This window comes from Marinibacterium profundimaris, from assembly GCF_002210095.1.
GTDB classification, from domain to species: Bacteria; Pseudomonadota; Alphaproteobacteria; order Rhodobacterales; family Rhodobacteraceae; genus Marinibacterium; species Marinibacterium profundimaris.
Map to the genome: position 1 here is coordinate 1,031,452 of NZ_AQQR01000001.1, position 20,758 is coordinate 1,052,209.

Genomic DNA, 20,758 nt, shown 5'->3' on the forward strand with positions numbered 1-20,758 from the left:
TCCGCTGTTTCCCGTGTCAGGCGACCTGCGGGACCTCGCGCGCGGCAAGGCCTGCGCCCGGCAACCGGGCGGCGAGCTCGTCGTCACAGACCACCATGCGCAGGGCATCGGGCGTGGCGAAAAGCTTGCGCAGCAGCGAATTGGTCACCGAATGGCCGGCGCGGTTGCCCACGTAGCGGCCAAGGATCGGGCCGCCGGCCAGGGCAAGATCGCCCAGGGCATCCAGCATCTTGTGGCGCACCGCCTCGTCTTCGTGGCGCAGGCCGCCGGGGGTCAGGACCTCGGCCCCGTCGACCACCACGGCGTTGTCCAGCGAGCCGCCCTTGATCAGACCGGCCGCGCGCATCTGGTCGATGTCTTCCTTCCGGCAGAAGGTGCGGCAATCCGACAATTCGCGCACGAAGGCACCGTTGGCCATGTCGAGCACCCGCGCCTGGGCGCCGATGGCGGGATCGGGGAAGTCGATGTGGAAATCGATCACCATGCCGTCCATCGGTTCAAGCCGCGCGGTGGCGGAGCCAACAGTGACCTCGACCGGGGCCAGCACCTTGAGGGCGCGGACCGGCGCGGTCAGGGCACGCAGGCCACGGTCCATGATGCCCTTGACGAAGGGCAGCGCAGAGCCGTCCATGATCGGGGCCTCGGGGCCGTCGATGTCGATCAGCGCGTTGTGCACGCCGCAACCGGCCAGCGCGGCCATGACATGTTCGACGGTCGAAACCGAAGCGCCGGCGGCATTCACCAGCCGGGTGCAGAGCGGCGTCTGGTCGACAACGTCCCAGCGGGCCGGGATCAGGGTGTCGCCCAGCTTGATGTCGGTGCGACGGAACCAGATCCCGTGCTCGGCCGAAGCCGGACGGATCGTCAGCCGGGCGGGCCGGCCGGAGTGCAGACCGACCCCTTCAAAGGTCACCGGTGCCTTCAGCGTCTGTTGCATCTTTCCCCTTTCGAGCCCACCCAGGCCCTATTTCCACGCTGTTTACAGGTTGTTCACGGGTCCGCGGTCCACTGACCCTGCCCATGTCAACGTCGCAACGCTCGATTCGGTCCCCGTATCGGGACGCTGTCGTCGAGCGGCAGCGCGGCGAAAATTGTTGATTATCAAGTAGTGAAGCGGGGAATTCATCTCAATTCAAAGTTTGCAACCAAATGAAACATCGCCGGGAAAGCTGGGCGGGGGCTCGCCCATTGGCCACCAAGTATTTGATTACAAAGAAAAAGGGGCCGCAAGATGCGACCCCTCGAGTGCTTGGGTTGTGATCCCGGTCAGTTGGCCTGACGGCGCAGGAAAGCCGGGATTTCTATCCGATCCTGATCCGGATCGTTCGAGGGTTGAGTTTGCACGCCGGCACTGGGCTTGTGCACCGGCGGCTGGGCCCGGACGGTATTGCCGTGGTGCGTCTCGGGCGTGTCGCCGGCATGGCCGGTCATGCGGTTGATCAGAGAGTTGATGCCAAAGCGCTGGCGGTCGCCCTGCGCGGCCGGGGCCTGCTTCTGGGTCGGCGCGGGGCGCGGGGCCTGGGGCGCATCCTGGGCACGGGCCGCGGCGGCGCGCAGGCGGTCCATCATCTCGGGCGTGGGCGTGCCGGCGGTGGGCGCCTTGGGCGCGACAAAGCTGTCGGGCTCGGCTTCCAGCGAATGCGACTGCGGTTCGAACGCGGCCACCTGCGGCTGGTAGGCCGGCGGCGGCAGGTCGTCGTCCGAGAGCGAGTCGGGCTCGTCCTCGTAGAAGCCCTGGTCGGCCCGGTCACGACGCGAGCTGTCGCTTTCGATTCCGTCGAACAGGCTCGGCTCTTCGCCTCGCCCATGATCCTGCGCCGACATGACCGGCTCGGCCATGGGCTCGGACTCGACGGCGGCGATGGCGGGGCGCTGCGCCTCTTCCACCGAGGTGGTCGACGTCAGCGGGCGCGACATCGGGCGGCGCGGCACCGGGACCTCGGTGTTCACGGAGGCGTCGATGCCGGTGGCAACAACGCTCACGCGCATCACGCCATCCATGGTCTCGTCCAGAGTGGAGCCAACGATGATGTTGGCATCCGGGTCCACCTCTTCGCGGATCCGGTTGGCGGCTTCGTCCAGTTCGAACAGCGTCAGGTCGCCGCTGCCGGTGATGTTGATCAGCACGCCCTTGGCGCCGCGGAGCGAGATTTCGTCCAGCAGCGGGTTCGCTATGGCCTTCTCGGCCGCCTGGATCGCGCGATCTTCGCCCTCGGCCTCGCCGGTGCCCATCATCGCCTTGCCCATCTCGTCCATCACGGCACGAACGTCGGCGAAGTCGAGGTTGATGAGACCCGGACGGACCATCAGGTCGGTGACCCCCTTCACGCCCTGGTACAGGACGTCATCGGCCATCGAGAACGCCTCGGTAAAGGTCGTCTTCTCGTTGGCGAGACGGAAGAGGTTCTGGTTCGGGATGATGATCAGCGTGTCGACCATCTTCTGAAGCTGTTCGACGCCTTCCTCGGCCTGGCGCATGCGCTTGGCGCCTTCGAACTGGAAGGGCTTGGTCACCACACCCACGGTCAGCACGCCAAGTTCGCGCGCCGCCTGGGCGATGATCGGTGCCGCACCGGTGCCGGTGCCGCCGCCCATGCCGGCGGTGATGAAGCACATATGCGCGCCAGCGAGGTGATCGACGATCTGTTCGATGCTTTCCTCGGCGGCCGAGGCGCCGACGCTGGGCCGTGCGCCCGCGCCCAGCCCTTCGGTGACCTTCACGCCCAGCTGAACGCGGGCGGGCGCCGAGCTTTGCTGCAGCGCCTGAGCATCGGTGTTGGCCACGACGAAGTCGACCCCGTCGAGCTCCTTCTCGATCATGTTGTTGACCGCGTTGCCGCCGGCGCCCCCGACACCGAACACGGTGATCCTGGGCTTGAGTTCTTCCTGGCCTGGCATCGAAAGGTTCAATGTCATCTGTCTGTCCGCCTGTCTGCTGCGACCCATTCGGGCGTTTTTTCTACCTGTCCAGCTATATCCTATCCCCAGAAGGGCGGATCGTCACCCAAAAAACACGCTGCAAATACAAAATAGCGGGCAAAATTTGCCCGTTAACCGCTGTATTTCGCCGATCCACCCCAGATCTTGGGGAAACACGGCGGATGGATACAAAACTACAACGGGCTGCGCCGCGATCGCAGCACAGTCAGGGCGTTTTTCGGTACGGGGTCCTGCTCGACCCTCTGGCTCTGCGCGCGCCTCTGACGGGTGCGTCGCTGACTTATCGGTAACAGGTCGCCGGGCGGCTGTCATCCGGATTTATGGGGCGGGTTCACGACTTGGGCGGAAATTTGACGACGCGGGCGAAGGGGAGCGCACAGGCAGGACCCGGTGGGCGCCCCTGCCCGCCCGGTCCGCCGTGCCTGTGCCTTACCAATTGTCCCGGAACCAGCGTACCGCGCGTTTCAGCGAGCGCGCCGGATAGCGGTCGACCGGGATCTCGAAATCCCACCATTCGTCCTGTGGATGCGCGGCAAACAGCGACAGCCCCACGGCCCCGGCAAAGCCCGGCCCCGTGGCCGCCTGCGGCAGGCCATGCACGCGCAGCGGCCGGCCCAGGCGGACCTGCTGGCCCAGGATGCGGCTGGCCAGCCCGTCGAGCCCGGGGATCTGGCTGGCCCCACCGGTCAGCACGATCTGCTGGCTGGGCAGGTGATCGAACCCGGCGGCATCCAGTCGCTTGCGGACCTCTTCGAGGATCTCCTCGACCCGGGGGCGCATGATGCCGATCAGCTCGGCCCGGCTGACGGTGCGGCGGTCGTGTTCCCAGTCGCCCGTGTCGCCGCCGATCTCGATCATCTCGCGATCGTCCATGCCGGTGGCGTGCACGCCGCCATGCATGGTCTTGATCCATTCCGCCTTGGCCATCGGCACGCCGAGCCCCATCGAGATATCGCCGGTGACGTGATCGCCGCCCATGCGCACGGTGTCGGCATAGATCATGTGCTTTTTCATGAAGATCGACAGGCCCGTGGCCCCGCCGCCCATGTCGATGCAGGCCGCGCCCAGCTCCTGCTCGTCCTCGACCAGCGCGGAAATCCCGGCCATGTAGGAAGACGACGCGATGCCGGCCAGTTCGAGGTCACAGCGCTTGATGCAATGGGCCAGGTTCTGCACGGCGGTGGCATCCACCGTCAGCATGTGCAGGTCGACCGACAGCTCCTGCCCCAGCTGGCCACGCGGATCGGCCAGGCCCGAGCGGTGGTCGAGCGCGAAATTCACCGGCTGGGCATGCAGCACCTCGCGGCCCGAGCCGTAATCGGGCACCTCGCAGGCGGCCAGCACGCGGGCGATCTCGTTCTCGGTGACCTCTTGGCCTTCCAGTTCGACCCGCGCGTCCAGCCCGTAGCTGCGCGGACCCGCGCCCGAGAAACAGGCGATCACGTGGTCGACGCGGATCTCGGCCATCTTCTGCGCGGCCTGCAGCGCGGTGCGGATCGCGCGCTCGGTCTCCTGCATGGCGGTGATCTCGCCGAACTGCACCCCGCGCGAGCGGGTCGTGGCAGCGCCGACCACGCGGAAACCGGTCTGCCCCGCCAGCGAGCCGATGGAATTGTCCTCGCTCAGCCGGCCGGTGCCGTCGAAGCGCAGCACCAGACAGGCGATCTTGGACGATCCCACGTCCAGGATCGCCACCACCCCGCGCTGCATCGCCATGCGCCGCATCTGCCGCATCGCCCGTTGTGACTGATAGAGATCCGTCATAGTCCGTCCGCCGCCCCGTTATTGCCCCGTGTTCGTTGTCGTCTGATGCCGGGCCTGCCACCAATCGGCCTGCGCGCCTTCGCTCATGCGCAGCGTGGGCCGCGCCGACAGGCGCATGTCCACGGCCACCACGTCGCGCGCCAGCAGATCCTTGGCTTCGCTCAGCACGATCACCCGCTCCAGCGCGCGCACCGGGTTCACCTCCGGCAGGAGGATCCTCTGGTCGCGGTCCAGCAGCACATCCCAGCGCCGCTCGCCCATCCGGACGAGGCCACGCAGGCGATCGGAAATTTCATCGGCCGCGGCGAGGATTTCCATCGCTTCGGCCACACGCGCATCGGCCCCCTCGCCCGCGATCAGCGGCAGGTCGGCGCGGTCGGCGCGGCTGGCCACGCGGCCGACGCGGGTGCCCGTCGCGTCCAGCAGCAGCACGCCGCCCCGGTTGCGCCAGACCACCACCGGGATCCGCTCGGTCACGTCGACCTGCAGGATGCCGCCGGGGCGGATACGCACCGTGGCCGATTTCACCGGATCGAGCATTTCGACCGTGTCGCGGATCACTTCGAGGTCGAGATCGAAGGAGGAAACCGGGAAGTCGATCGGAAGGATCTCGCGGATCTCGTCCGACACGCCCGAGCCGGCGCCATCGATGGCCATAAGATTGACCATGAACTCGGGTCGTTCCTCGATCGAGGCGCGGGCCTCGACGATATAGGTGCGCAGCGCCTCGCGCCGGTCTTCCCCGGCCAGGAAGATCGACACGGCGGCAAAAATGATCAGCGCCGGAAGACCGGCGCGCAGAAGAAGTCGGATGCCCGGCGTCAGCAGCCAGCGCTGCATCCGGAACTGCAGACGCGACGGCGCCGGATCGTGGCTGGCCGATCTCACCGGTTGCACGACGCGTCCTCCACCAGCCAGCGGCAGAGCGCGCCAAAGTCCATGCCCACATGCTGCGCCTGTTCGGGCGCCAGCGAGGTTGGGGTCATGCCCGGCTGGGTGTTGGTTTCCAGCAGGAAAAGCCCTTCCATACCGAGCTCTTCGTTCCAGCGGAAATCGGTGCGGCTGAGCCCGCGACACCCCAGGACCTGATGCGCGCGCAGGGCGTAATCCATGCAAAGGTCGAAGATCGGCTTCGGCACGTCCGCCGGGATCTGGTGGCGCGAGCCGCCGGGCTTGTACTTGGCGTCGTAATCGTACCAGCCATCGGTGAAGATGTCGGTCACGGTCAGGGCGCGGTCGCCCATCACCGTCGTCGTCAGTTCGCGGCCCGGCACATAGGCCTCGACCATCACCATCTCGGGCATCTCGTCCGACAGCTGCGGGGGGGCGTTCGACATCTCGTGCACGAGGTAGACCCCGACCGAGGAGCCTTCGTTGTTGGGCTTCACCACGTAGGGCGGGATCATCATGTGCCCGGACTTCACCTTGTCCTTCGGGCAGATCATGCTTTCGACAACCGGCAGGCCGGCGTTCATGTAGATCGACTTGCTGCGCTGCTTGTCCATCGCCAGGGCCGAGGCCAGCACGCCGGAATGGGTGTAGGGGATGCGCAGCCATTCCAGGAGGCCCTGCACGCAGCCGTCTTCGCCCCAGCGGCCGTGCAGCGCGTTGAAGACCACGTCGGGCTTGAGGTCCAGCAGGCGTTCGGCAACGTCCGGACCGGCGTCAAGCTCGGTCACGTCAAAGCCTTCGCTCCGCAACGCGGCCGCGCATTCCGTGCCCGAAGACATGGAAACCTCGCGCTCCGCCGAGGGACCGCCCATAAGAACAACGATAGAGCTGGCTGCCCTGCCCGACATGCCGCACCTGCCACTCCGCGCGTGCCTTTTCGGCCCGTCGCTTTTACTGCCCGATTGCGCGCCCCGGTTTTTTTCTGCTCCAGGGTCACGAAGAAATATCCTACGGATCGCCGATCCGCATGATTTCCCAATGTAGCTCTATGCCGCTGGCATGGTAAACCTTTTTTCTCACCTCTTCGCCCAAAGCTTCCAGCTCCGTGGCCGTCGCGCCGCCGGTGTTGACGAGGAAATTCGAGTGTTTCGGGCTCATCTGCGCGCCGCCAAGGGTCGCGCCGCGCAGTCCCGCGTCGTCGATCAGCTTCCATGCCTTCAGGTCATGGCTGTCATCCGAACGGCCGGTCGAAGAGAACCCGGCCGGATTGCGGAAGGTCGAGCCCGCCGAGCGGTCCTTCGTCGGCTGGGTGGCGTCGCGTTTGGCCAGCTGGTCCTCCATCCGCGCGGCCAGGGCGGCGGGCTCGCCCGGCTGTCCCTCGAACACGGCCTCCACCAGGACCGCGCCCTCGGGCCAGTCCGTCTCGCGGTAGCGGAAGTTGAGGTCGTCGGCGGTCAGCGTGACCGTCTCGCCAGTGCGCAGGATCGCGCGGGCATCGATGAAGTGATCGGCGACATAGCTGCCGTAGCAGCCGGCATTCATCCGTACCGCGCCGCCGATGGCCCCGGGGATGGTGCGCAGGAAGGTCAGGTCCACCCCCTGCTCCGCCGCCTTGCGCGCCACGTGGGCGTCCAGCGCGGCGGCCCCGGCGGTGACACGGGTGCCGTCGACCGAGATCGAGTTGAAGCCGCGGCCCAGCCGGATCACCACGCCGCGCAGCCCCCCGTCGCGCACGATCAGGTTCGACCCGACGCCCATGGGAAAGACCGGAACATCCGCGTCCAGCGCGGCGAGAAAATCGGCCAGGTCCGCCGCATCGGCGGGCTGGAACAGCCAGTCTGCCGGGCCGCCGACGCGCAGCCAGGTCAGTTCGGACAGCGGTTTGTCGGCGGTCAGCCGGCCGCGCGGGGTGGGAAGCCTTGTCATGGGGCCGTGGTATATTCGGGCAGCGGCGGCGGCAAGCGTTCGGACCGCCACCTCACCGGCCCAGCTTCTCTTTGACCCATCGGGTCAGCATGACCAGCGGCCAGCGCAGCACCGACATGCCGGCAACCAGCCCGATGAAGCCCACGATCGGCCCGTTCTGCCAGGTCAGATAGCCCAGCAGCGGGATCCCGACGACGATCAGGATATAGGCGGCCGTCCAGTGCCCGTCCCGGCTGGGCAGCATGGCGACGACATTGGCCGCCACGACCCAGAGACAGAACAGGACGATCGACGTCATTCGGCAGGCCCTTCGTCCAGCCTGCTGCGCATCCGCGCCCAGAGGAACCGCAGCGGGTTGCGGTACATCGACACGAAGGCGCCAAGCGCCAGGATCCCCGCGACCGGGCCGAAATCCCGCGCCAGGCCCCAGATCAGCAGCGGCGCGGTGGCCAGCAACAGGCCGCCGGGCCTGAACTGCCGTTCCACCGGAAGGAAGGCGACGATGGTCGAGGCAAGAACCCAGATCAGGGCAAGCGTCAGGCTGAGTGTCATGGCCGGACTCCGATAGACATGAGAAGGGCGCCGGCCGAAAGGCACAGGCCCAGGACGGGAACCGCCAGCGGCACGTGGAAGGCGGCGCGCGGGGCATCGGGGGCGCGCAGCTTCAGCACGATGAGAGAGAGGTTCACCAGGATGAAGATTGTGAGCAGAAGGCTCGACGTCAGTTCCGCAAGCGTGGCGACCTCGCCGCCAAGCGCCAGCGCGATCACCGCCACCCCCACCAGCAGCGTGGCCAGCAGCGGCGTGCCGAAGCGCGGGTGGGCATGGTGGAATATGGCCAGCACGCGGCTGCGGGCGCCGAGGCCAAAGAGCACGCGGGCCGCCATGACGATCTGCGCCAGGATCCCGTTCATCGCGGCAAAGACCGCGATGGCCGACAGGAACCCGGCATCGCCGCCGCGCGCGGCCTGCCAGACCAGCGCCAGCGGAGAGCCGCTTTGCGCCAGGAGGGCGGGCGGCACCGCGCGCGTGGCGGCCCAGGCGACGGCGGCATAGATCGCCGTGGTGATCGCCAAAGCCGCCAGGATCGCCAGAGGCAGGGTGCGGTTGGGCTTGCGCACCTCTTCGGCCATGTTGACGATGTCCTCGAAGCCGATGAAGGCGAAGAAGGCCAGCACCGCGCCAAAGCCCACCCCCGCCACATGCAGCGGCGCGGGCGCCAGCGCCTCGGGCGTGGCCGGCGCCGAGAGCCCGGCCCAGATCACCAGGCCCAGCCCGGCGAGCTCCACCGCCGTGAAGAGCGCCGCGACCGACAGGCTTTCCAGCACGCCGACAGCCGCCACCGCGATGAGCAGGACGCCAAGGACCAAGATCGCCGCCCATTCGGGCACCGACACCGCGTGCACCAGGTAGCCGACACCGCCGCGCAGGACGGCCCCCGCCGACAGGCTGCCGCCGGCGACGATGGCCAGCCCAACGATCACCGCCAGCGTGCGGGAGTTCAGCCCCGCACCGACAAAGGCGGCCTCGCCCGCGGCCTCGGGGAAGCGGGTGGAGAATTCGGCATAGGCCAGCGCCGTCGGCGCCGCGACCATTGCAGCCAGAAGGAAGGAGACCGGCGCCCAGACCCCGGCCACCCCGGCGACGGCCCCCGTCAGCACGTAGATCCCGGCGCCCACCATCACACCGACGCCATAGGCGATCAGAAGCCCCGGCCCGATGCGACGTTTCAGGCTCTCGGTCATGACGCTCGCCCGCACGCACGGGGCACCAGCGGGCACCGGCACGGAACCCGCCGCGCGCGGCCGCCGATCCCTTCGATTGCCACGCTCCCTGTGATCCGCCCTGTCATCGCTGTCAGCCCTTCAAACGGTCCGGCAATCCGTTGGCCCAGGCGCTGATCGTGCCAGCGCCAAGGCAGACCACCATGTCGCCCGGCCGGGCCTGTTCGCGCACCAGCCGCACGAGGTCGTCCTCGTCGAGGATGGCGCGGGCATGGCGATGGCCATGGCGGATCATGCCCGCCACCAGGTCATCGCGCGACGCGCCTTCGATCGGGTCTTCGCCGGCGGCGAAGACCTCGGCGATGGCGACCACGTCGGCCTCGTTGAAGCAGGCGCAGAAGTCGTCGAACAGCGACGACAGGCGGGAATAGCGATGCGGTTGATGAACGGCGATGATGCGGCCCTCGGTCGCCTGACGCGCGGCCTTCAGGACGGCGGCGATTTCCACCGGATGATGGCCGTAGTCGTCGATGATCGTTACACCGTCAACCTCGCCCACTTTGGTAAAACGACGGTTAACGCCGCCGAAACTGGCCAGGGCCTCGCGGATCTCGTCCAGTTTCATGCCCAGGTGCCGCGCCACGGCCACCGCCGACAGCGCGTTCGACACGTTGTGATCGCCCGGCATCGGCAGGGTGCAGCCCTCGATCACCTTGTCCTCGGCCTGCAGCGCGATGTCGAAATGCGCCGAGCCCGCCTTGTAGGTCAGGTTCATGGCGCGCACGTCGGCCTGGGCGTTGAAGCCATAGGTGATCACGCGGCGGTCGGTGATGCGGCCGACCAGCTTCTGGACCTCTTCGTGATCGGTGCAGCAGACCGCCACGCCGTAGAAGGGGATGTTGGAGACGAAATCGTAGAACCCGTTGCGCAGGCGGTCGAAATCGCCCCAGTGCTCCATGTGCTCGGGGTCGATATTGGTGACGATGGCCACGGTCGCGGGCAGCCGGTTGAAGGTGCCGTCGCTTTCGTCGGCCTCCACCACCATCCATTCGCCCTGCCCCATCCGCGCGTTCGAGCCATAGGCATGGATGATCCCGCCGTTGACCACCGTCGGGTCGAAATCCCCGGCATCGAGCAGCGTGGCCACCATCGTGGTCGTCGTCGTCTTGCCGTGGGTCCCGGCCACGGCGACGTTGGATTTCAGCCGCATCAGCTCGGCCAGCATCTCGGCCCGGCGCACGACCGGAAGGCCGCGCAGACGGGCCTCGTCCAGCTCGGGATTGCCGGGCTTGATCGCCGAAGAGATCACGACGACAGCGGCATTCTCGAGGTTGCCGGCGGTCTGCCCCTCGAAGATCGTCGCGCCCAGCCCGGCCAGCCGGTCGGTGATCTTCGAGCGTTTCAGGTCCGAGCCCTGCACCTGGTAGCCGAGGTTCAGCAGCACCTCGGCGATGCCGGACATGCCGATGCCGCCAATGCCCACGAAATGGATGGGGCCCACGTCGGTGGGAAGCTTGGTGGCAGGGGTCATTCGGCGTGTGTCTCCTGGGGGTTGGCAAGGTCCTCGACCAGCGCCACGAGCCGTTCGGTCGCATCCGGCGCGCTGACCGAAAAGGCGGCCCGGGCCATGGAACTGGCGCCCTGGGGCTGGGTGAGGATGGTGGCGATGCTCTCGGCCAGGCTTTCGGATGTAAGCTGGCTTTCGGGGATCCGGATGGCGCCGCCGGCCTCGACCAGGCCGCGCGCATTGGCGGTCTGGTGATCACCGGCGGCCACGGCATAGGGAATCAGGATCGACGGCCGCCCGATCACCGAGACATCGGCGACCGAGGAGGCGCCTGCGCGCGAGATCACGAGCTGCGCCTCGGCCATGCGGTTGGGCACGTCGTGGAAGAAGGGGCGGACATCGGCATGGATGCCGTGTTCGGCATAAAAGGCGGTGACCCGGTCATGGTCCTCGGCCCGCGCCTGGTGGCTGACCCGGATGTTGCGGCGCAGGTCGTCCGGCAGCGCCGCCACGGCGCCGGGCACGATGTCCGACAGGATCCGCGCACCCTGGCTGCCGCCCATGACAAGAATCGACATCGGGTAATCGCCCGGAGGGATATAGGGCGCATTGGCGCGCTCCAGCACGGCGCCGCGCACCGGATTGCCGGTATGGATCCCCTCGACCCCGTCGGGCAGGGTCGTGGGCCAGGTGCCGCAGGCGACCCGGTCGACCCGGGTCGAAAAGATCTCGTTCACGCGGCCCAGCACGCCGTTCTGCTCGTGGATCATGCGGGGCAGCCTCATCAGGTAGGCGGCACTCAGCGCCGGGATCGACGGGTAGCCGCCAAAGCCCACCACTGCATCGGGCCGGTCGCGGCGCATCTTGGCCATGGCCGACAGGATGCCGCCCGCCACGCGGAACGGCACGCCGGCCTTGGCCATCGCGCCCCCGCGCGCAAAGGTGGCCGAGGGCACTTCCTCGATCTCCACCGTATCCGGGAAGGCACCGGTATAGCGCGCCCCGCGCGCATCGGTCGACAGTTTCACCCGCCAGCCGCGCGCCAGCATTGCCTCGGCCAGGGCCTGTGCGGGAAACATGTGCCCGCCGGTCCCCCCGGCGGCCATCAGAAGCAATCTGGTCACCGGCTCCGTCCCCGCAGGATATCGCCGATCTCGCCCTGCGGCCGCGACCGGGTGAAGGCCAGCAGCATGCCAAGCGCGATGCCACCCGCGATCAGCGACGAGCCGCCGTAGCTGACGAAGGGCAGCGTCATGCCCTTGGCGGGCAGCAGCCGCACGGCCACGCCCATGTTGATCATCGCCTGCACGCCGAACATCGCGGCCAGGCCCGTGCCGGCGAGGCGGATGAACGGATCGCGTTCGCGCATCAGCCGGAACAGCGACCGCACGACGATGATGGAATAGAGCGCGATGATGATCAGCACCAGGATCAGCCCGTATTCCTCGGCCGCCACGGCGATGATGAAATCGGTATGCGCATCGGGCAGCGACCATTTCACCTGCCCCTCGCCCACGCCGACACCGAACAGCCCACCTTCGCGGATTGCGTTGGTGGCATAGCCCAGCTGAGTCGTCGGATCGACCTCGGGGTTCAGGAACCCGTCGATCCGCCGCGCGAAGTGGTCCGAACTGGAATAGGCCAGCGTCCCGCCCAGCACCACCAGTGCCGCGATTATCACCAGCAGCAGCATCGGCGCCCCGGCCACGAAATACATCACACCCCAGCCGAACAGCACCAGGCAGGCCTGGCCAAAGTCCGGCTGCACCACCAGCATGGCGACGATGATCATCGCCAGGATGAAGGAATAAAGCCGCCCCGGCGGCCCGTTGATCTGCTGGCTCGCCGACAGCATCCAGGCCGCGACGACGACAAAGGCCGGCTTCAGGAATTCCGACGGCTGCACGCTGGCAAAGCCGAGAGAGAACCAGCGCACCGCGCCCTTGCCGAAATCCGTGCCGAAAACCGGCAGCAGCGCCAGCGCCACGAAGGCCGCCAGGAAGCCCAGCGTGCCCAGCCGCCGCACCATGACCGGCGACATCATCGACACGCAGATCATCGTGATCAGAGCCAGCCCGCCGAAGAAGGCCTGCCGCTGCACGTAGTGGAAAGGCTGGAAATTGTTCCGCTCGGCCAGCGGCACCGAGGCGGCAAGCCCCAGCAGCAGCCCGATGAGGAACAGGATCAGCACGCAGCCGATCGACCATTTGTCCAGGGTTCGCGCCCATTTGGGCAAGATCGGTTCGCTGTCCCGCACGGGAAGCGCGCCATAGACCATCTCAGTCATGGGAAATCCGCCGCTCGTCTGCCTCTGTCCGCCCCTTTGCGGGGTCTGATGACAACCGTACCGCGAAAGCTGGCGGCTGACCAGCCTTTAGAGGACCCAATTCGGCGTGATCGCCCTTGAAAACATCGCTCTGCCGGGTCAACGGGGGGCATGGACATCGATACCCTGATCCTTGGCGCCGGCGCGGCCGGCCTGTTTGCCGCGGCCCATGCCGGTGCGGCCGCCGGCCGGCGCGTGCTGGTGGTCGATCACGCCCGCGCCCCGGGCGAAAAGATCCGAATCTCCGGCGGCGGGCGGTGCAATTTCACCAACATGTTCGCGTCGCCCGAATGCTACCTCTCCGCCAATCCGCATTTCTGCAAATCCGCCCTGGCCCGCTATACCCAGTGGGACTTCATCGCCCAGATGGACCGGCACGGCATAGACTGGCACGAAAAGACCCTGGGCCAGCTCTTCTGCGACGGCTCGGCCCGGCAGGTGATCGACATGCTCCTGGCCGAGATGGCCCCGGCCGAGCTCTGGCTGAACACCGCCCTGCGCGACCTCTCCCACGACGGCAGCCATTTCACCGCCACGCTGGACCACGACGGCACCCGCCAGACGGTCACCGCGCGCCAAGTGATCGTGGCAACGGGGGGCAAGTCGATCCCGAAGATGGGCGCCACGGGGCTCGCCTACGACATCGCCCGCCAGTTCGGCCTGCCCGTGACCGAGACCCGCCCCGCGCTTGTCCCCTTCACCTTCCCCGAAGGCCGGTTCAAACCGCTCTCCGGCGTCTCCCTCCCCGCGCGTCTGTCCAACACCCGCACCAGCTTCGACGAGGCGCTGCTCTTCACCCATCGCGGCCTCTCCGGGCCGTCGGTGCTGCAGCTCTCCTCCTACTGGCGCGAGGGCGAGGAGATCCGCGTCAACCTCCTGCCCGACCGCGACGCCCTCGACTGGCTCCGCGCCGAACGCGCCACCGCCGGGCGTCGCCAGCTCGGCACCGTCCTGGCGCAGGCCCTGCCCTCACGGCTGGTCCCGCATCTCGACCTGCCGACGGAAACCCGCCTCGCCGATCTCTCCGACAAATCCCTCTCGGCCTTGCTCCCACAGCTCACCGACTGGCGACTCACCCCCTCGGGCACCGAAGGCTACCGCACCGCCGAGGTCACGCTGGGCGGCATCGACACCGACGCCCTCTCCTCCCGCACGATGGAGACCAGGGCTCGGCCCAACCTCTTCTTCATCGGCGAGGCGGTCGATGTCACCGGATGGCTCGGCGGTTACAATTTCCAATGGGCCTGGTCCTCGGCCCATGCGGCCGCAACCGAGATCGCCCGCCGCATGTAACCCCTGCCAGCCATCTTCGCGGAGCCGCCGTCGCGATACCGTCCCGGGGACAGGAGGGGTCTCGTGTCAAGGATTTACCGGCGTGCCGGCGCCGCAGGCGTCCTTGATGCGAGGCCCCTCCTGTTCCAGGTATCAATTGCGACGGCGGGTCCGTGAAGATGGCGGGGTCATCTTCGTGGTGAGCCCTGAGCGTCCTCTGCTCACAATCGACGCCACGCCCGGCACGTCTCTCGTACATCGCCACAGGCACCAATCCAGCATGTCGTGCGCGCCGCAGGCGCGCTCCGCCGGGTCACGTCCGGATCAGCCCAGCCGCTTGGTGACCTGCTCGACGAAATCCGTCCCGCGCTGTTCGAAATTGTCGTATTGGTCGAACGAGGCCGCCGCGGGCGCCAGCAGCACCGTGTCGCCCGGCTCGGCCTCCGCCATGGCGCGCGAGACGGCGTTTTCCATGGTCGTGCAGACCTCGGCCTCGACATCCAGCTGCATCGCGAACTGCGCCGCCTCGCGCCCGATGACATAGGCCTTGGCCACCGCCCCGGTCGCGCCGGACAGCGCGTCCAGCCCGCCTTCCTTCTCCAGCCCGCCACAGATCCAGCGGATCCGCTTGAAGGCGCTGAGGGCCCGGGCCGCGGCGTCGACATTGGTGGCCTTGCTGTCGTTGACATAGACGATGCCGTTCGCCTCGGCGACCCGCTGGCTGCGATGCGGCAGGCCCGGGTAGGACTGCAGCGCCGTCTCGATCACCCGGGGCGCCAGCCCCAGCGCGCGGGCCACGGCATAGGCGGCGCAGGCGTTCTGATGGTTATGGGCGCCGGGCAGCCCCTTGATCTCGCGCAGGTCGATCGAGGCCGTCTGCCGCGCCTTGCGCCATTCGGTCAGGAACCCCTTACGCGCGAAGACGTTCCAGCCCGCGCCCGACAGCTTCTGCCCCGAGGACACCCGGATCACCCGGTCATCCCCGGGCCCTTCGGACAGTTGCCCGGCCAGGTACAGCCCCTCGGCCTCGTCCACGCCGATCACCGCGCGGTCCGGCCCGCCCTCGGCGAAAAGCCGGCGCTTGGCCGCGAAATAGCCACCCAATCCGCCGTGCCGGTCCAGGTGGTCCGGAGACAGGTTCGTGAAAACCGCGATGTCCGGCGTCAGCGCCCGCGCAAGGTCGGTCTGGTAGGACGACAATTCCAGAACCACCACGTCGCCATCGGCCGGCGGATCCAGGTCCAGCACGCCGCGTCCGATGTTGCCCGCCAGCTGCGCGGGCCGGCCGGCCTGTTCCAGGATGTGATGGATCAGCGCCGAGGTGGTGGATTTGCCGTTCGACCCGGTCACGGCCACCACGCGCGGCGGGGTGTCGAAATTGTCCCAGTCCGGCGTCGCGAAGGACCGGAAAAAGAGGCCGATGTCGTTGTCCACCGGCACCCCGGCCTCCAGCGCGGCCAGAACGACCGGATTCGGCGCAGGGTAAAGATGCGGGATCCCCGGCGACACGATCAGGGCCGAGATCGCCTCGAACGCGCCCTGTCGCCTGAGATCCAGCGTCTCGATCCCCTCGGCCTCGGCCGCCTCGCGCGCGGCGGGGTTGTCGTCCCATCCGACTGGGATGCCCCCACCCGCGCGGATCGCCCGCGCCGCAGTCAGGCCGGAGCGTCCAAGCCCCAGGACCGCCAGTCTCTGTCCTTCAACGCCTCTGACCGGAATCATCGCCTGTCGCCCCCTTTGTCCTTGTCGTCCTGGTCCAAAGCAGCGCCACCCGGGGTCTGTTCCGCGATGCCCGACGCCGCGATCGCCTTGTCGTCCTGGCGCAGGCGCCAGCGCCGCAGCGCGTACCACCCGGCCCCGGCCAGCACGAGAAAGACCACCAGCGCGACGGCGGCATGGCTTTCCAGCTTCATGCGCCCGAAGAGCGCCTCGATCGCCGTGCCGACGCCGTAGCCCATGGCCACCCAGAGATGCGCCCAGACCAGCACCGCCAGCGCATCGAGCAGCGCGAACCGCGCCCAGCTGACCGGAGAGGACCCGATCAGGATCGGGCCCACGGTCTTCAGCCCGTAGACGAAGCGGAAGCCCAGGATGACCTTGGTCTGGTGCCGGTCCAGCATCTCGCGCAGACGCGCCACGCGACGATGCGACAGAAGCTTCTGCGCATAGCCCGACCGCCCGCCGTAACGGCCGATGGCGAAGGTCACGTTGTCGGTGATCACCGCGCCGAGGGCCACGGCCAGCGCCGCCGCCTCGAAATGGAAAATGTGCCGATGGGCAAAGACGCCGGAGAGAAAGGCCACGCCCTCCCCTTCCAGGGCAGCACCGATCACGACCCCAGGCAGGCCGAGCGTCTGGACGAGGTGCTCCAGCGACATTCCCGGCTTACCTGACCTTCAGCGTCGCCAGCCCGATCAGTGCCAGGATGAGCGAGATGATCCAGAAGCGGATCACGATGGTGGGCTCGGCCCAGCCCTTCTTTTCGTAATGGTGGTGGATCGGCGCCATCAGGAAGACCCGCTTTCCGGTGCGCTTGTAATACAGGACCTGGATGATGACCGACAGCGCCTCGACCACGAAGATGCCGCCGACGATGGCCAGCACGATCTCGTGCTTGGTGGCGACCGCGATGGCGCCAAGCGCCCCGCCCAGGGCCAGCGAGCCGGTATCGCCCATGAAGACGGCCGCCGGCGGGGCGTTGTACCACAGGAACCCGAGGCCCCCGCCGAAAAGCGCGGCGGTGAAGATCAGGATCTCGCCGGTGCCGGGCACGTAATGCACATCGAGGTATTCCGAGAAGTCGACCCGCCCCACCGCATAGGCGATCACGCCAAGCGCGCCGGCGGCGATCATGACCGGCATGATCGCCAGCCCGTCCAGGCCATCGGTCAGGTTCACCGCGTTGGCGGCACCGACGATGACGATCGTGCCGAAGACCACGTAGAAGGCCCCGAGGTTCAGCAGCACGTCCTTGAAGAAGGGCATCGCAAGCTGGTTCTTCAGCTCGATGGGATGGACCTGCGTCGCCAGAAAGGACGCCGTCAGCGCGATGAAGATCCCCAGCGCGAGCCGCAGCTTGCCGGGCACGCCCTTGGTGTTCTGCTTCGACACCTTTGCGTAATCGTCGGCAAAGCCGATGGCCGCGAAGGACAGCGTCACGCCCAGCACGATCCAGATGTAGAGATTGTCGAGCCGCGCCCAAAGCAGCGTCGCCGTCACCAGCGCGCCGACGATCAGCAGCCCGCCCATGGTCGGCGTGCCGGCCTTGGAGAGATGCCCCTCCGGCCCGTCATCCCGAATCGGCTGGCCCTTGCCCTGGGACCTGCGCAGCACGTCGATCAGCGGGCGCCCGAAGACGAAGCCGAAGACAAGTGCGGTCAGGAAGGCACCGCCGGCGCGAAATGTGATGTACCTGAAGAGGTTAAAGAAGTCGCCGCCATCCGACAGTGCCGTCAACCAATAGAGCATTCTCGCCTGTCCTACTCATCATATTGTGTGTCGGGATGGCCCATTTTCCGGATCGCGTCAACGACCCGGGACAGCCCCATGGACAGCGATCCCTTGACCAGGATGACGTCGCCGCCATCGATCCGGCCGCGCAGGCCGCGCAGCATCGGCTTGGTCTCCTCGTGCCACATGCCGCGATGCGCCGGCGGCAGCGCCGCGTGCAGGGCCTTCATCAGCGGCCCGACGCAATGGACCACGTCGATCTTGCGCATCGAAGGCAGCTCGACCAATCCGGCATGCAGCGCCTCGGCCTCCGGTCCCAGTTCCTTCATGTCGCCCAGGATCGCGATGCGGCGGCCCTTGGCGATGCGCCCCAGCCCGTCGCGCGGATCGGCGGCGGCAAGCACCTCCAGCGCGGCGGCCATCGAGGTCGGATTGGCGTTGTAGGCGTCGTCGATCAGTTCCAGCGCCAGGTGCCGGTCCACCGGGTCCAGCACGACCGTCATCCTCTGGCCGCGCCCGGACACGGCGCTCCAGCCCGCCAGCGCCAGCACGGCGCGGCCCCGGTCGGCCTTCAGCGCGAAGACCGCGGCCAGCACCGCCAGCGCGTTGATCGCGTAATGACGCCCTTCGGCACCGACCTTGTAAAGCAGCGGCGTCCGCCAGGCCCGCGCCTGCACCACCGTCGCACCCGAGGCGATGTGCACATCGGTCGCGCGATGGTGGCAGCGGCTGCTTTCGCCGAAGGTGACGATCCGCGCCGTCTTCGCCCGCGCCGCGGCCTCGAGGATCGGATAGGTGTCGAGATCGCCGTTCAGGATCGCCGTGCCGCGCGGCTCCAGCCCCTCGCAGATCGCGGCCTTCTCGGCGGCGATGCCCTCGATGTTCTCGAAGGCCTCCAGGTGGGCGGCGGCGACGGTGGTGACGATGGCCACGTGCGGCTGCGCCATCTTCGCCAGAGGCGCGATCTCGCCGGGGTGGTTCATGCCGATCTCGATCACGGCATATTCGGTGTCGGCCGGCATCCGCGCCAGCGTCAGCGGCACGCCCCAGTGGTTGTTGTAGCTGGCGACCGAGGCATGGGTGCGGCCCTGGTCCGAGAGCACCTCGGCCAGCATCTCCTTGGTCGAGGTCTTGCCGACCGACCCGGTGATCGCCACGACCCTGGCCTTCGTCCGCTTGCGCCCGGCGCGCCCCAGCGCCTCGAGCGCGGTCTGCACGTCGTCGACGATCAGCAGCGGCGCATCCTCGGCCACGCCCTCGGGCACATGGGTGACAAGGGCTGCGGCGGCGCCCTTCTCCAGCGCCTGGGCCACGAATTCATGCCCGTCCCGCGCCGCCTTAAGGGCGACGAAGAGGTCGCCCGGCTGGATCGTGCGCGTGTCGATCGACACGCCATCGGCCTCCCAGGCCACGGTGGACCGGCCCCCGGTCGCACGTGCGGCGTCGCGGCTGGTCCAGAGGCTCATGCCCGCCCGCCTTCCAGGGCGACAACGGAAATGCTGGCCTGTTCGGCATCGTCGAAGGGCAGGACCTGGTCGCCCACGACCTGCCCTGTCTCGTGCCCCTTGCCGCAGATCAGCAGCGCGTCGCCCGGCCCCAGCGCATCGACACCGCGCAGGATCGCCTCGGCCCGGTCGCCGACTTCCCAGGCGTCCGGGGCGCCTTCCATGACGGCCGCGCGGATCGCGGCGGGATCCTCGCTGCGCGGGTTGTCGTCGGTGACGATGACCATGTCGGCGGCGGCAGCGGCGGCCTTCCCCATCAGCGGACGCTTGGCGCGGTCGCGGTCGCCGCCTGCGCCGACGATGGCGATCAGGCGGCCCATGACATGCGGGCGCAGCGCGGCAATGGCCGTGGCCACCGCGTCGGGCGTATGGGCGTAATCGACGAAGACGGACGCGTCGTTGGCCCGACGCGCGGCCAGCTGCATCCGGCCGCGCACCGTTTCCAGCTGCGGCAGCACGCGGAACACCTCGGCCGGGGTCTCGCCACTGGCGATGGCAAGACCGCAGGCGATCAGCACGTTCTCGGCCTGGAAGCCGCCGATCAGGTTCAGCCGCACCTGCTGGGGCGCGCCACGCCATGCAAAGCGCAGGTCCTGGCCGGTGGCATCGAAGCGTTGCGCCAGCAAGGACAGCTCGCCTGTGCCCCGGCCCACGCCGATCACCTCCTGCCCGCGGGCGGCGGCGATGGCGCGCATCTCGGTTCCGCGCGCGTCGTCCAGGTTGACGACGGCGGTCCCCTCCTCGGGCAGGACACGGCGGAAGAGCCCGGCCTTGGCGGCGAAATAGGCGTCGAAACTGTCGTGATAGTCCAGGTGATCCTGGGTCAGATTGGTGAAACCGGCCGCGGCCAGCTGCACGCCGTCCAGCCGGCGCTGTTCCAGCCCGTGCGAGGACGCCTCCATCGCCGCATGGGTGATCCCGGCCTCGGCCGCGCCGGACAGGACACGGTGCAGCGTGATCGGCTCGGGCGTGGTGTGGGCAAGCGGCGTGTGCCAGTCGCCCTCGACCCCGGTGGTGCCGACGTTGACGGCGGCATGGCCCAGCCCCTGCCAGATCTGGCGGGTGAAGCTGGCCACGGATGTCTTGCCGTTGGTGCCCGTCACCGCGACCATGGTGCGCGGCTGTCCGCCGAACCACAGCGCCGCCGTGTAGGCCAGCGCCTGGCGGGGATCCTCGGCCACGATCAGCGCGGCCCGCGAGGCGGCGAGCGCGTCGCGTGCGAGGGCGGCGCCCTCGGCATCCGTCAGGATCGCCACCGCGCCCCGGGTCAGCACCTGCGCGATGTACTCGGCCCCGTGCACCCGGGTTCCGGGCAGCGCGGCAAAGAGAAATCCGGCCTCGACCTTGCGGCTGTCGACGGCCAGCCCGGTGATCACCGGGTCTCGTCCGCCCTGTGCGGTCAGCGCCAGTTGGGAAAGGGGTACCGGTCCCGCTGTCATGTCGTCACCCAGAC

Annotated in this window: 18 protein-coding genes; 1 reads left to right on the forward strand and 17 read right to left on the reverse strand. The window is 68.2% G+C overall.

The genetic code is table 11. The annotated features are described in order from the left end of the window. Positions 1–16: 16 nt before the first annotated feature. The 12 genes from lpxC to ftsW form a co-directional block, all read right to left on the reverse strand. Positions 17–937 (reverse strand): UDP-3-O-acyl-N-acetylglucosamine deacetylase, encoded by a 921-nt coding sequence (gene lpxC, locus ATO3_RS04910; protein WP_088648644.1) that lies wholly within the window; start codon positions 935–937, stop codon positions 17–19. Between the two features lie 329 nt (positions 938–1,266). Continuing rightward, the gene (gene ftsZ / locus ATO3_RS04915) at positions 1,267–2,916 is read right to left on the reverse strand and encodes a cell division protein FtsZ (RefSeq protein ID WP_088648645.1); all 1,650 of its coding nucleotides are present in this window, start codon (positions 2,914–2,916) and stop codon (positions 1,267–1,269) included. A 453-nt stretch (positions 2,917–3,369) separates the two neighbouring features. Beyond that, complete coding sequence (gene ftsA / locus ATO3_RS04920) at positions 3,370–4,704, reverse strand: cell division protein FtsA (RefSeq protein WP_088648646.1); 1,335 nt, start codon at positions 4,702–4,704, stop codon at positions 3,370–3,372. An 18-nt stretch (positions 4,705–4,722) separates the two neighbouring features. Then, entirely contained in the window at positions 4,723–5,544 is an 822-nt protein-coding gene (locus ATO3_RS04925; RefSeq protein ID WP_088648741.1) for a cell division protein FtsQ/DivIB, read from the reverse strand. Between the two features lie 44 nt (positions 5,545–5,588). Next, positions 5,589–6,503 (reverse strand): D-alanine--D-alanine ligase, encoded by a 915-nt coding sequence (locus ATO3_RS04930; protein WP_088648647.1) that lies wholly within the window; start codon positions 6,501–6,503, stop codon positions 5,589–5,591. 100 nt (positions 6,504–6,603) lie between these two features. Then, positions 6,604–7,521 (reverse strand): UDP-N-acetylmuramate dehydrogenase, encoded by a 918-nt coding sequence (gene murB / locus ATO3_RS04935; protein WP_088648648.1) that lies wholly within the window; start codon positions 7,519–7,521, stop codon positions 6,604–6,606. Positions 7,522–7,573: 52 nt separating this feature from the next. Next, positions 7,574–7,819, reverse strand: coding sequence for a DUF2484 family protein (locus tag ATO3_RS04940; RefSeq protein ID WP_088648649.1), 246 nt, complete (start codon positions 7,817–7,819; stop codon positions 7,574–7,576). Further along, the gene (locus ATO3_RS04945; protein WP_088648650.1) at positions 7,816–8,073 is read right to left on the reverse strand and encodes a DUF2484 family protein; all 258 of its coding nucleotides are present in this window, start codon (positions 8,071–8,073) and stop codon (positions 7,816–7,818) included. Before ATO3_RS04945 ends, ATO3_RS04940 begins: the two co-directional genes overlap by 4 nt. After that, positions 8,070–9,266: an APC family permease gene (locus tag ATO3_RS04950; protein ID WP_088648651.1), complete on the reverse strand. Its 1,197-nt coding sequence runs from the start codon at positions 9,264–9,266 to the stop codon at positions 8,070–8,072. Before ATO3_RS04950 ends, ATO3_RS04945 begins: the two co-directional genes overlap by 4 nt. Before the next feature lie 112 nt (positions 9,267–9,378). Then, entirely contained in the window at positions 9,379–10,776 is a 1,398-nt protein-coding gene (murC, locus tag ATO3_RS04955) for a UDP-N-acetylmuramate--L-alanine ligase (protein ID WP_088648652.1), read from the reverse strand. Further along, a complete protein-coding gene (gene murG, locus ATO3_RS04960; RefSeq protein WP_088648742.1) occupies positions 10,773–11,858 on the reverse strand; it encodes an undecaprenyldiphospho-muramoylpentapeptide beta-N-acetylglucosaminyltransferase in 1,086 nt (361 codons plus the stop codon). The genes murC and murG overlap by 4 nt, the downstream gene beginning before the upstream one ends. Before the next feature lie 14 nt (positions 11,859–11,872). Continuing rightward, positions 11,873–13,039 carry a putative lipid II flippase FtsW gene (gene ftsW / locus ATO3_RS04965; protein ID WP_088648653.1) on the reverse strand — a complete coding sequence of 389 codons (1,167 nt, stop codon included), beginning with the start codon at positions 13,037–13,039 and terminating at the stop codon, positions 11,873–11,875. A 150-nt stretch (positions 13,040–13,189) separates the two neighbouring features. Between ftsW and ATO3_RS04970 the strand changes: the two genes are divergently transcribed. Further along, on the forward strand, positions 13,190–14,371 hold the full coding sequence (locus ATO3_RS04970; protein WP_088648654.1) for a BaiN/RdsA family NAD(P)/FAD-dependent oxidoreductase: 1,182 nt from the start codon (positions 13,190–13,192) through the stop codon (positions 14,369–14,371). A 303-nt stretch (positions 14,372–14,674) separates the two neighbouring features. On the opposite strand, the gene murD is transcribed toward ATO3_RS04970, so the two are convergent. Genes murD through ATO3_RS04995 form a run of 5 tightly spaced genes read right to left on the reverse strand, consistent with a single transcriptional unit; the run spans position 14,675 to position 20,744 of the window. Beyond that, positions 14,675–16,072: a UDP-N-acetylmuramoyl-L-alanine--D-glutamate ligase gene (gene murD, locus ATO3_RS04975; RefSeq protein WP_088648655.1), complete on the reverse strand. Its 1,398-nt coding sequence runs from the start codon at positions 16,070–16,072 to the stop codon at positions 14,675–14,677. After that, the gene (locus tag ATO3_RS04980) at positions 16,069–16,728 is read right to left on the reverse strand and encodes a DedA family protein (protein WP_088648656.1); all 660 of its coding nucleotides are present in this window, start codon (positions 16,726–16,728) and stop codon (positions 16,069–16,071) included. The genes murD and ATO3_RS04980 overlap by 4 nt, the downstream gene beginning before the upstream one ends. A gap of 7 nt (positions 16,729–16,735) precedes the next feature. Further along, positions 16,736–17,818, reverse strand: coding sequence for a phospho-N-acetylmuramoyl-pentapeptide-transferase (gene mraY / locus ATO3_RS04985; protein WP_088648657.1), 1,083 nt, complete (start codon positions 17,816–17,818; stop codon positions 16,736–16,738). Positions 17,819–17,829: 11 nt separating this feature from the next. After that, on the reverse strand, positions 17,830–19,266 hold the full coding sequence (locus ATO3_RS04990; protein ID WP_088648658.1) for a UDP-N-acetylmuramoyl-tripeptide--D-alanyl-D-alanine ligase: 1,437 nt from the start codon (positions 19,264–19,266) through the stop codon (positions 17,830–17,832). Further along, positions 19,263–20,744 carry a UDP-N-acetylmuramoyl-L-alanyl-D-glutamate--2,6-diaminopimelate ligase gene (locus ATO3_RS04995; protein ID WP_088648659.1) on the reverse strand — a complete coding sequence of 494 codons (1,482 nt, stop codon included), beginning with the start codon at positions 20,742–20,744 and terminating at the stop codon, positions 19,263–19,265. Before ATO3_RS04995 ends, ATO3_RS04990 begins: the two co-directional genes overlap by 4 nt. Between the last annotated feature and the right edge of the window lie 14 nt (positions 20,745–20,758).

What these genes read in the sequence shown, in the direction of transcription:
- lpxC (WP_088648644.1), bottom strand. Translation starts at nt 937, where the DNA reads ATGCAACAGACGCTGAAGGCACCGGTGACCTTTGAAGGGGTCGGTCTG.
- ftsZ (WP_088648645.1), bottom strand. Translation starts at nt 2,916, where the DNA reads ATGACATTGAACCTTTCGATGCCAGGCCAGGAAGAACTCAAGCCCAGG.
- ftsA (WP_088648646.1), bottom strand. Translation starts at nt 4,704, where the DNA reads ATGACGGATCTCTATCAGTCACAACGGGCGATGCGGCAGATGCGGCGC.
- ATO3_RS04925 (WP_088648741.1), bottom strand. Translation starts at nt 5,544, where the DNA reads ATGCAGCGCTGGCTGCTGACGCCGGGCATCCGACTTCTTCTGCGCGCC.
- ATO3_RS04930 (WP_088648647.1), bottom strand. Translation starts at nt 6,503, where the DNA reads ATGTCGGGCAGGGCAGCCAGCTCTATCGTTGTTCTTATGGGCGGTCCC.
- murB (WP_088648648.1), bottom strand. Translation starts at nt 7,521, where the DNA reads ATGACAAGGCTTCCCACCCCGCGCGGCCGGCTGACCGCCGACAAACCG.
- ATO3_RS04940 (WP_088648649.1), bottom strand. Translation starts at nt 7,819, where the DNA reads ATGACGTCGATCGTCCTGTTCTGTCTCTGGGTCGTGGCGGCCAATGTC.
- ATO3_RS04945 (WP_088648650.1), bottom strand. Translation starts at nt 8,073, where the DNA reads ATGACACTCAGCCTGACGCTTGCCCTGATCTGGGTTCTTGCCTCGACC.
- ATO3_RS04950 (WP_088648651.1), bottom strand. Translation starts at nt 9,266, where the DNA reads ATGACCGAGAGCCTGAAACGTCGCATCGGGCCGGGGCTTCTGATCGCC.
- murC (WP_088648652.1), bottom strand. Translation starts at nt 10,776, where the DNA reads ATGACCCCTGCCACCAAGCTTCCCACCGACGTGGGCCCCATCCATTTC.
- murG (WP_088648742.1), bottom strand. Translation starts at nt 11,858, where the DNA reads ATGGCCGCCGGGGGGACCGGCGGGCACATGTTTCCCGCACAGGCCCTG.
- ftsW (WP_088648653.1), bottom strand. Translation starts at nt 13,039, where the DNA reads ATGACTGAGATGGTCTATGGCGCGCTTCCCGTGCGGGACAGCGAACCG.
- ATO3_RS04970 (WP_088648654.1), top strand. Translation starts at nt 13,190, where the DNA reads ATGGACATCGATACCCTGATCCTTGGCGCCGGCGCGGCCGGCCTGTTT.
- murD (WP_088648655.1), bottom strand. Translation starts at nt 16,072, where the DNA reads ATGATTCCGGTCAGAGGCGTTGAAGGACAGAGACTGGCGGTCCTGGGG.
- ATO3_RS04980 (WP_088648656.1), bottom strand. Translation starts at nt 16,728, where the DNA reads ATGTCGCTGGAGCACCTCGTCCAGACGCTCGGCCTGCCTGGGGTCGTG.
- mraY (WP_088648657.1), bottom strand. Translation starts at nt 17,818, where the DNA reads ATGCTCTATTGGTTGACGGCACTGTCGGATGGCGGCGACTTCTTTAAC.
- ATO3_RS04990 (WP_088648658.1), bottom strand. Translation starts at nt 19,266, where the DNA reads ATGAGCCTCTGGACCAGCCGCGACGCCGCACGTGCGACCGGGGGCCGG.
- ATO3_RS04995 (WP_088648659.1), bottom strand. Translation starts at nt 20,744, where the DNA reads ATGACAGCGGGACCGGTACCCCTTTCCCAACTGGCGCTGACCGCACAG.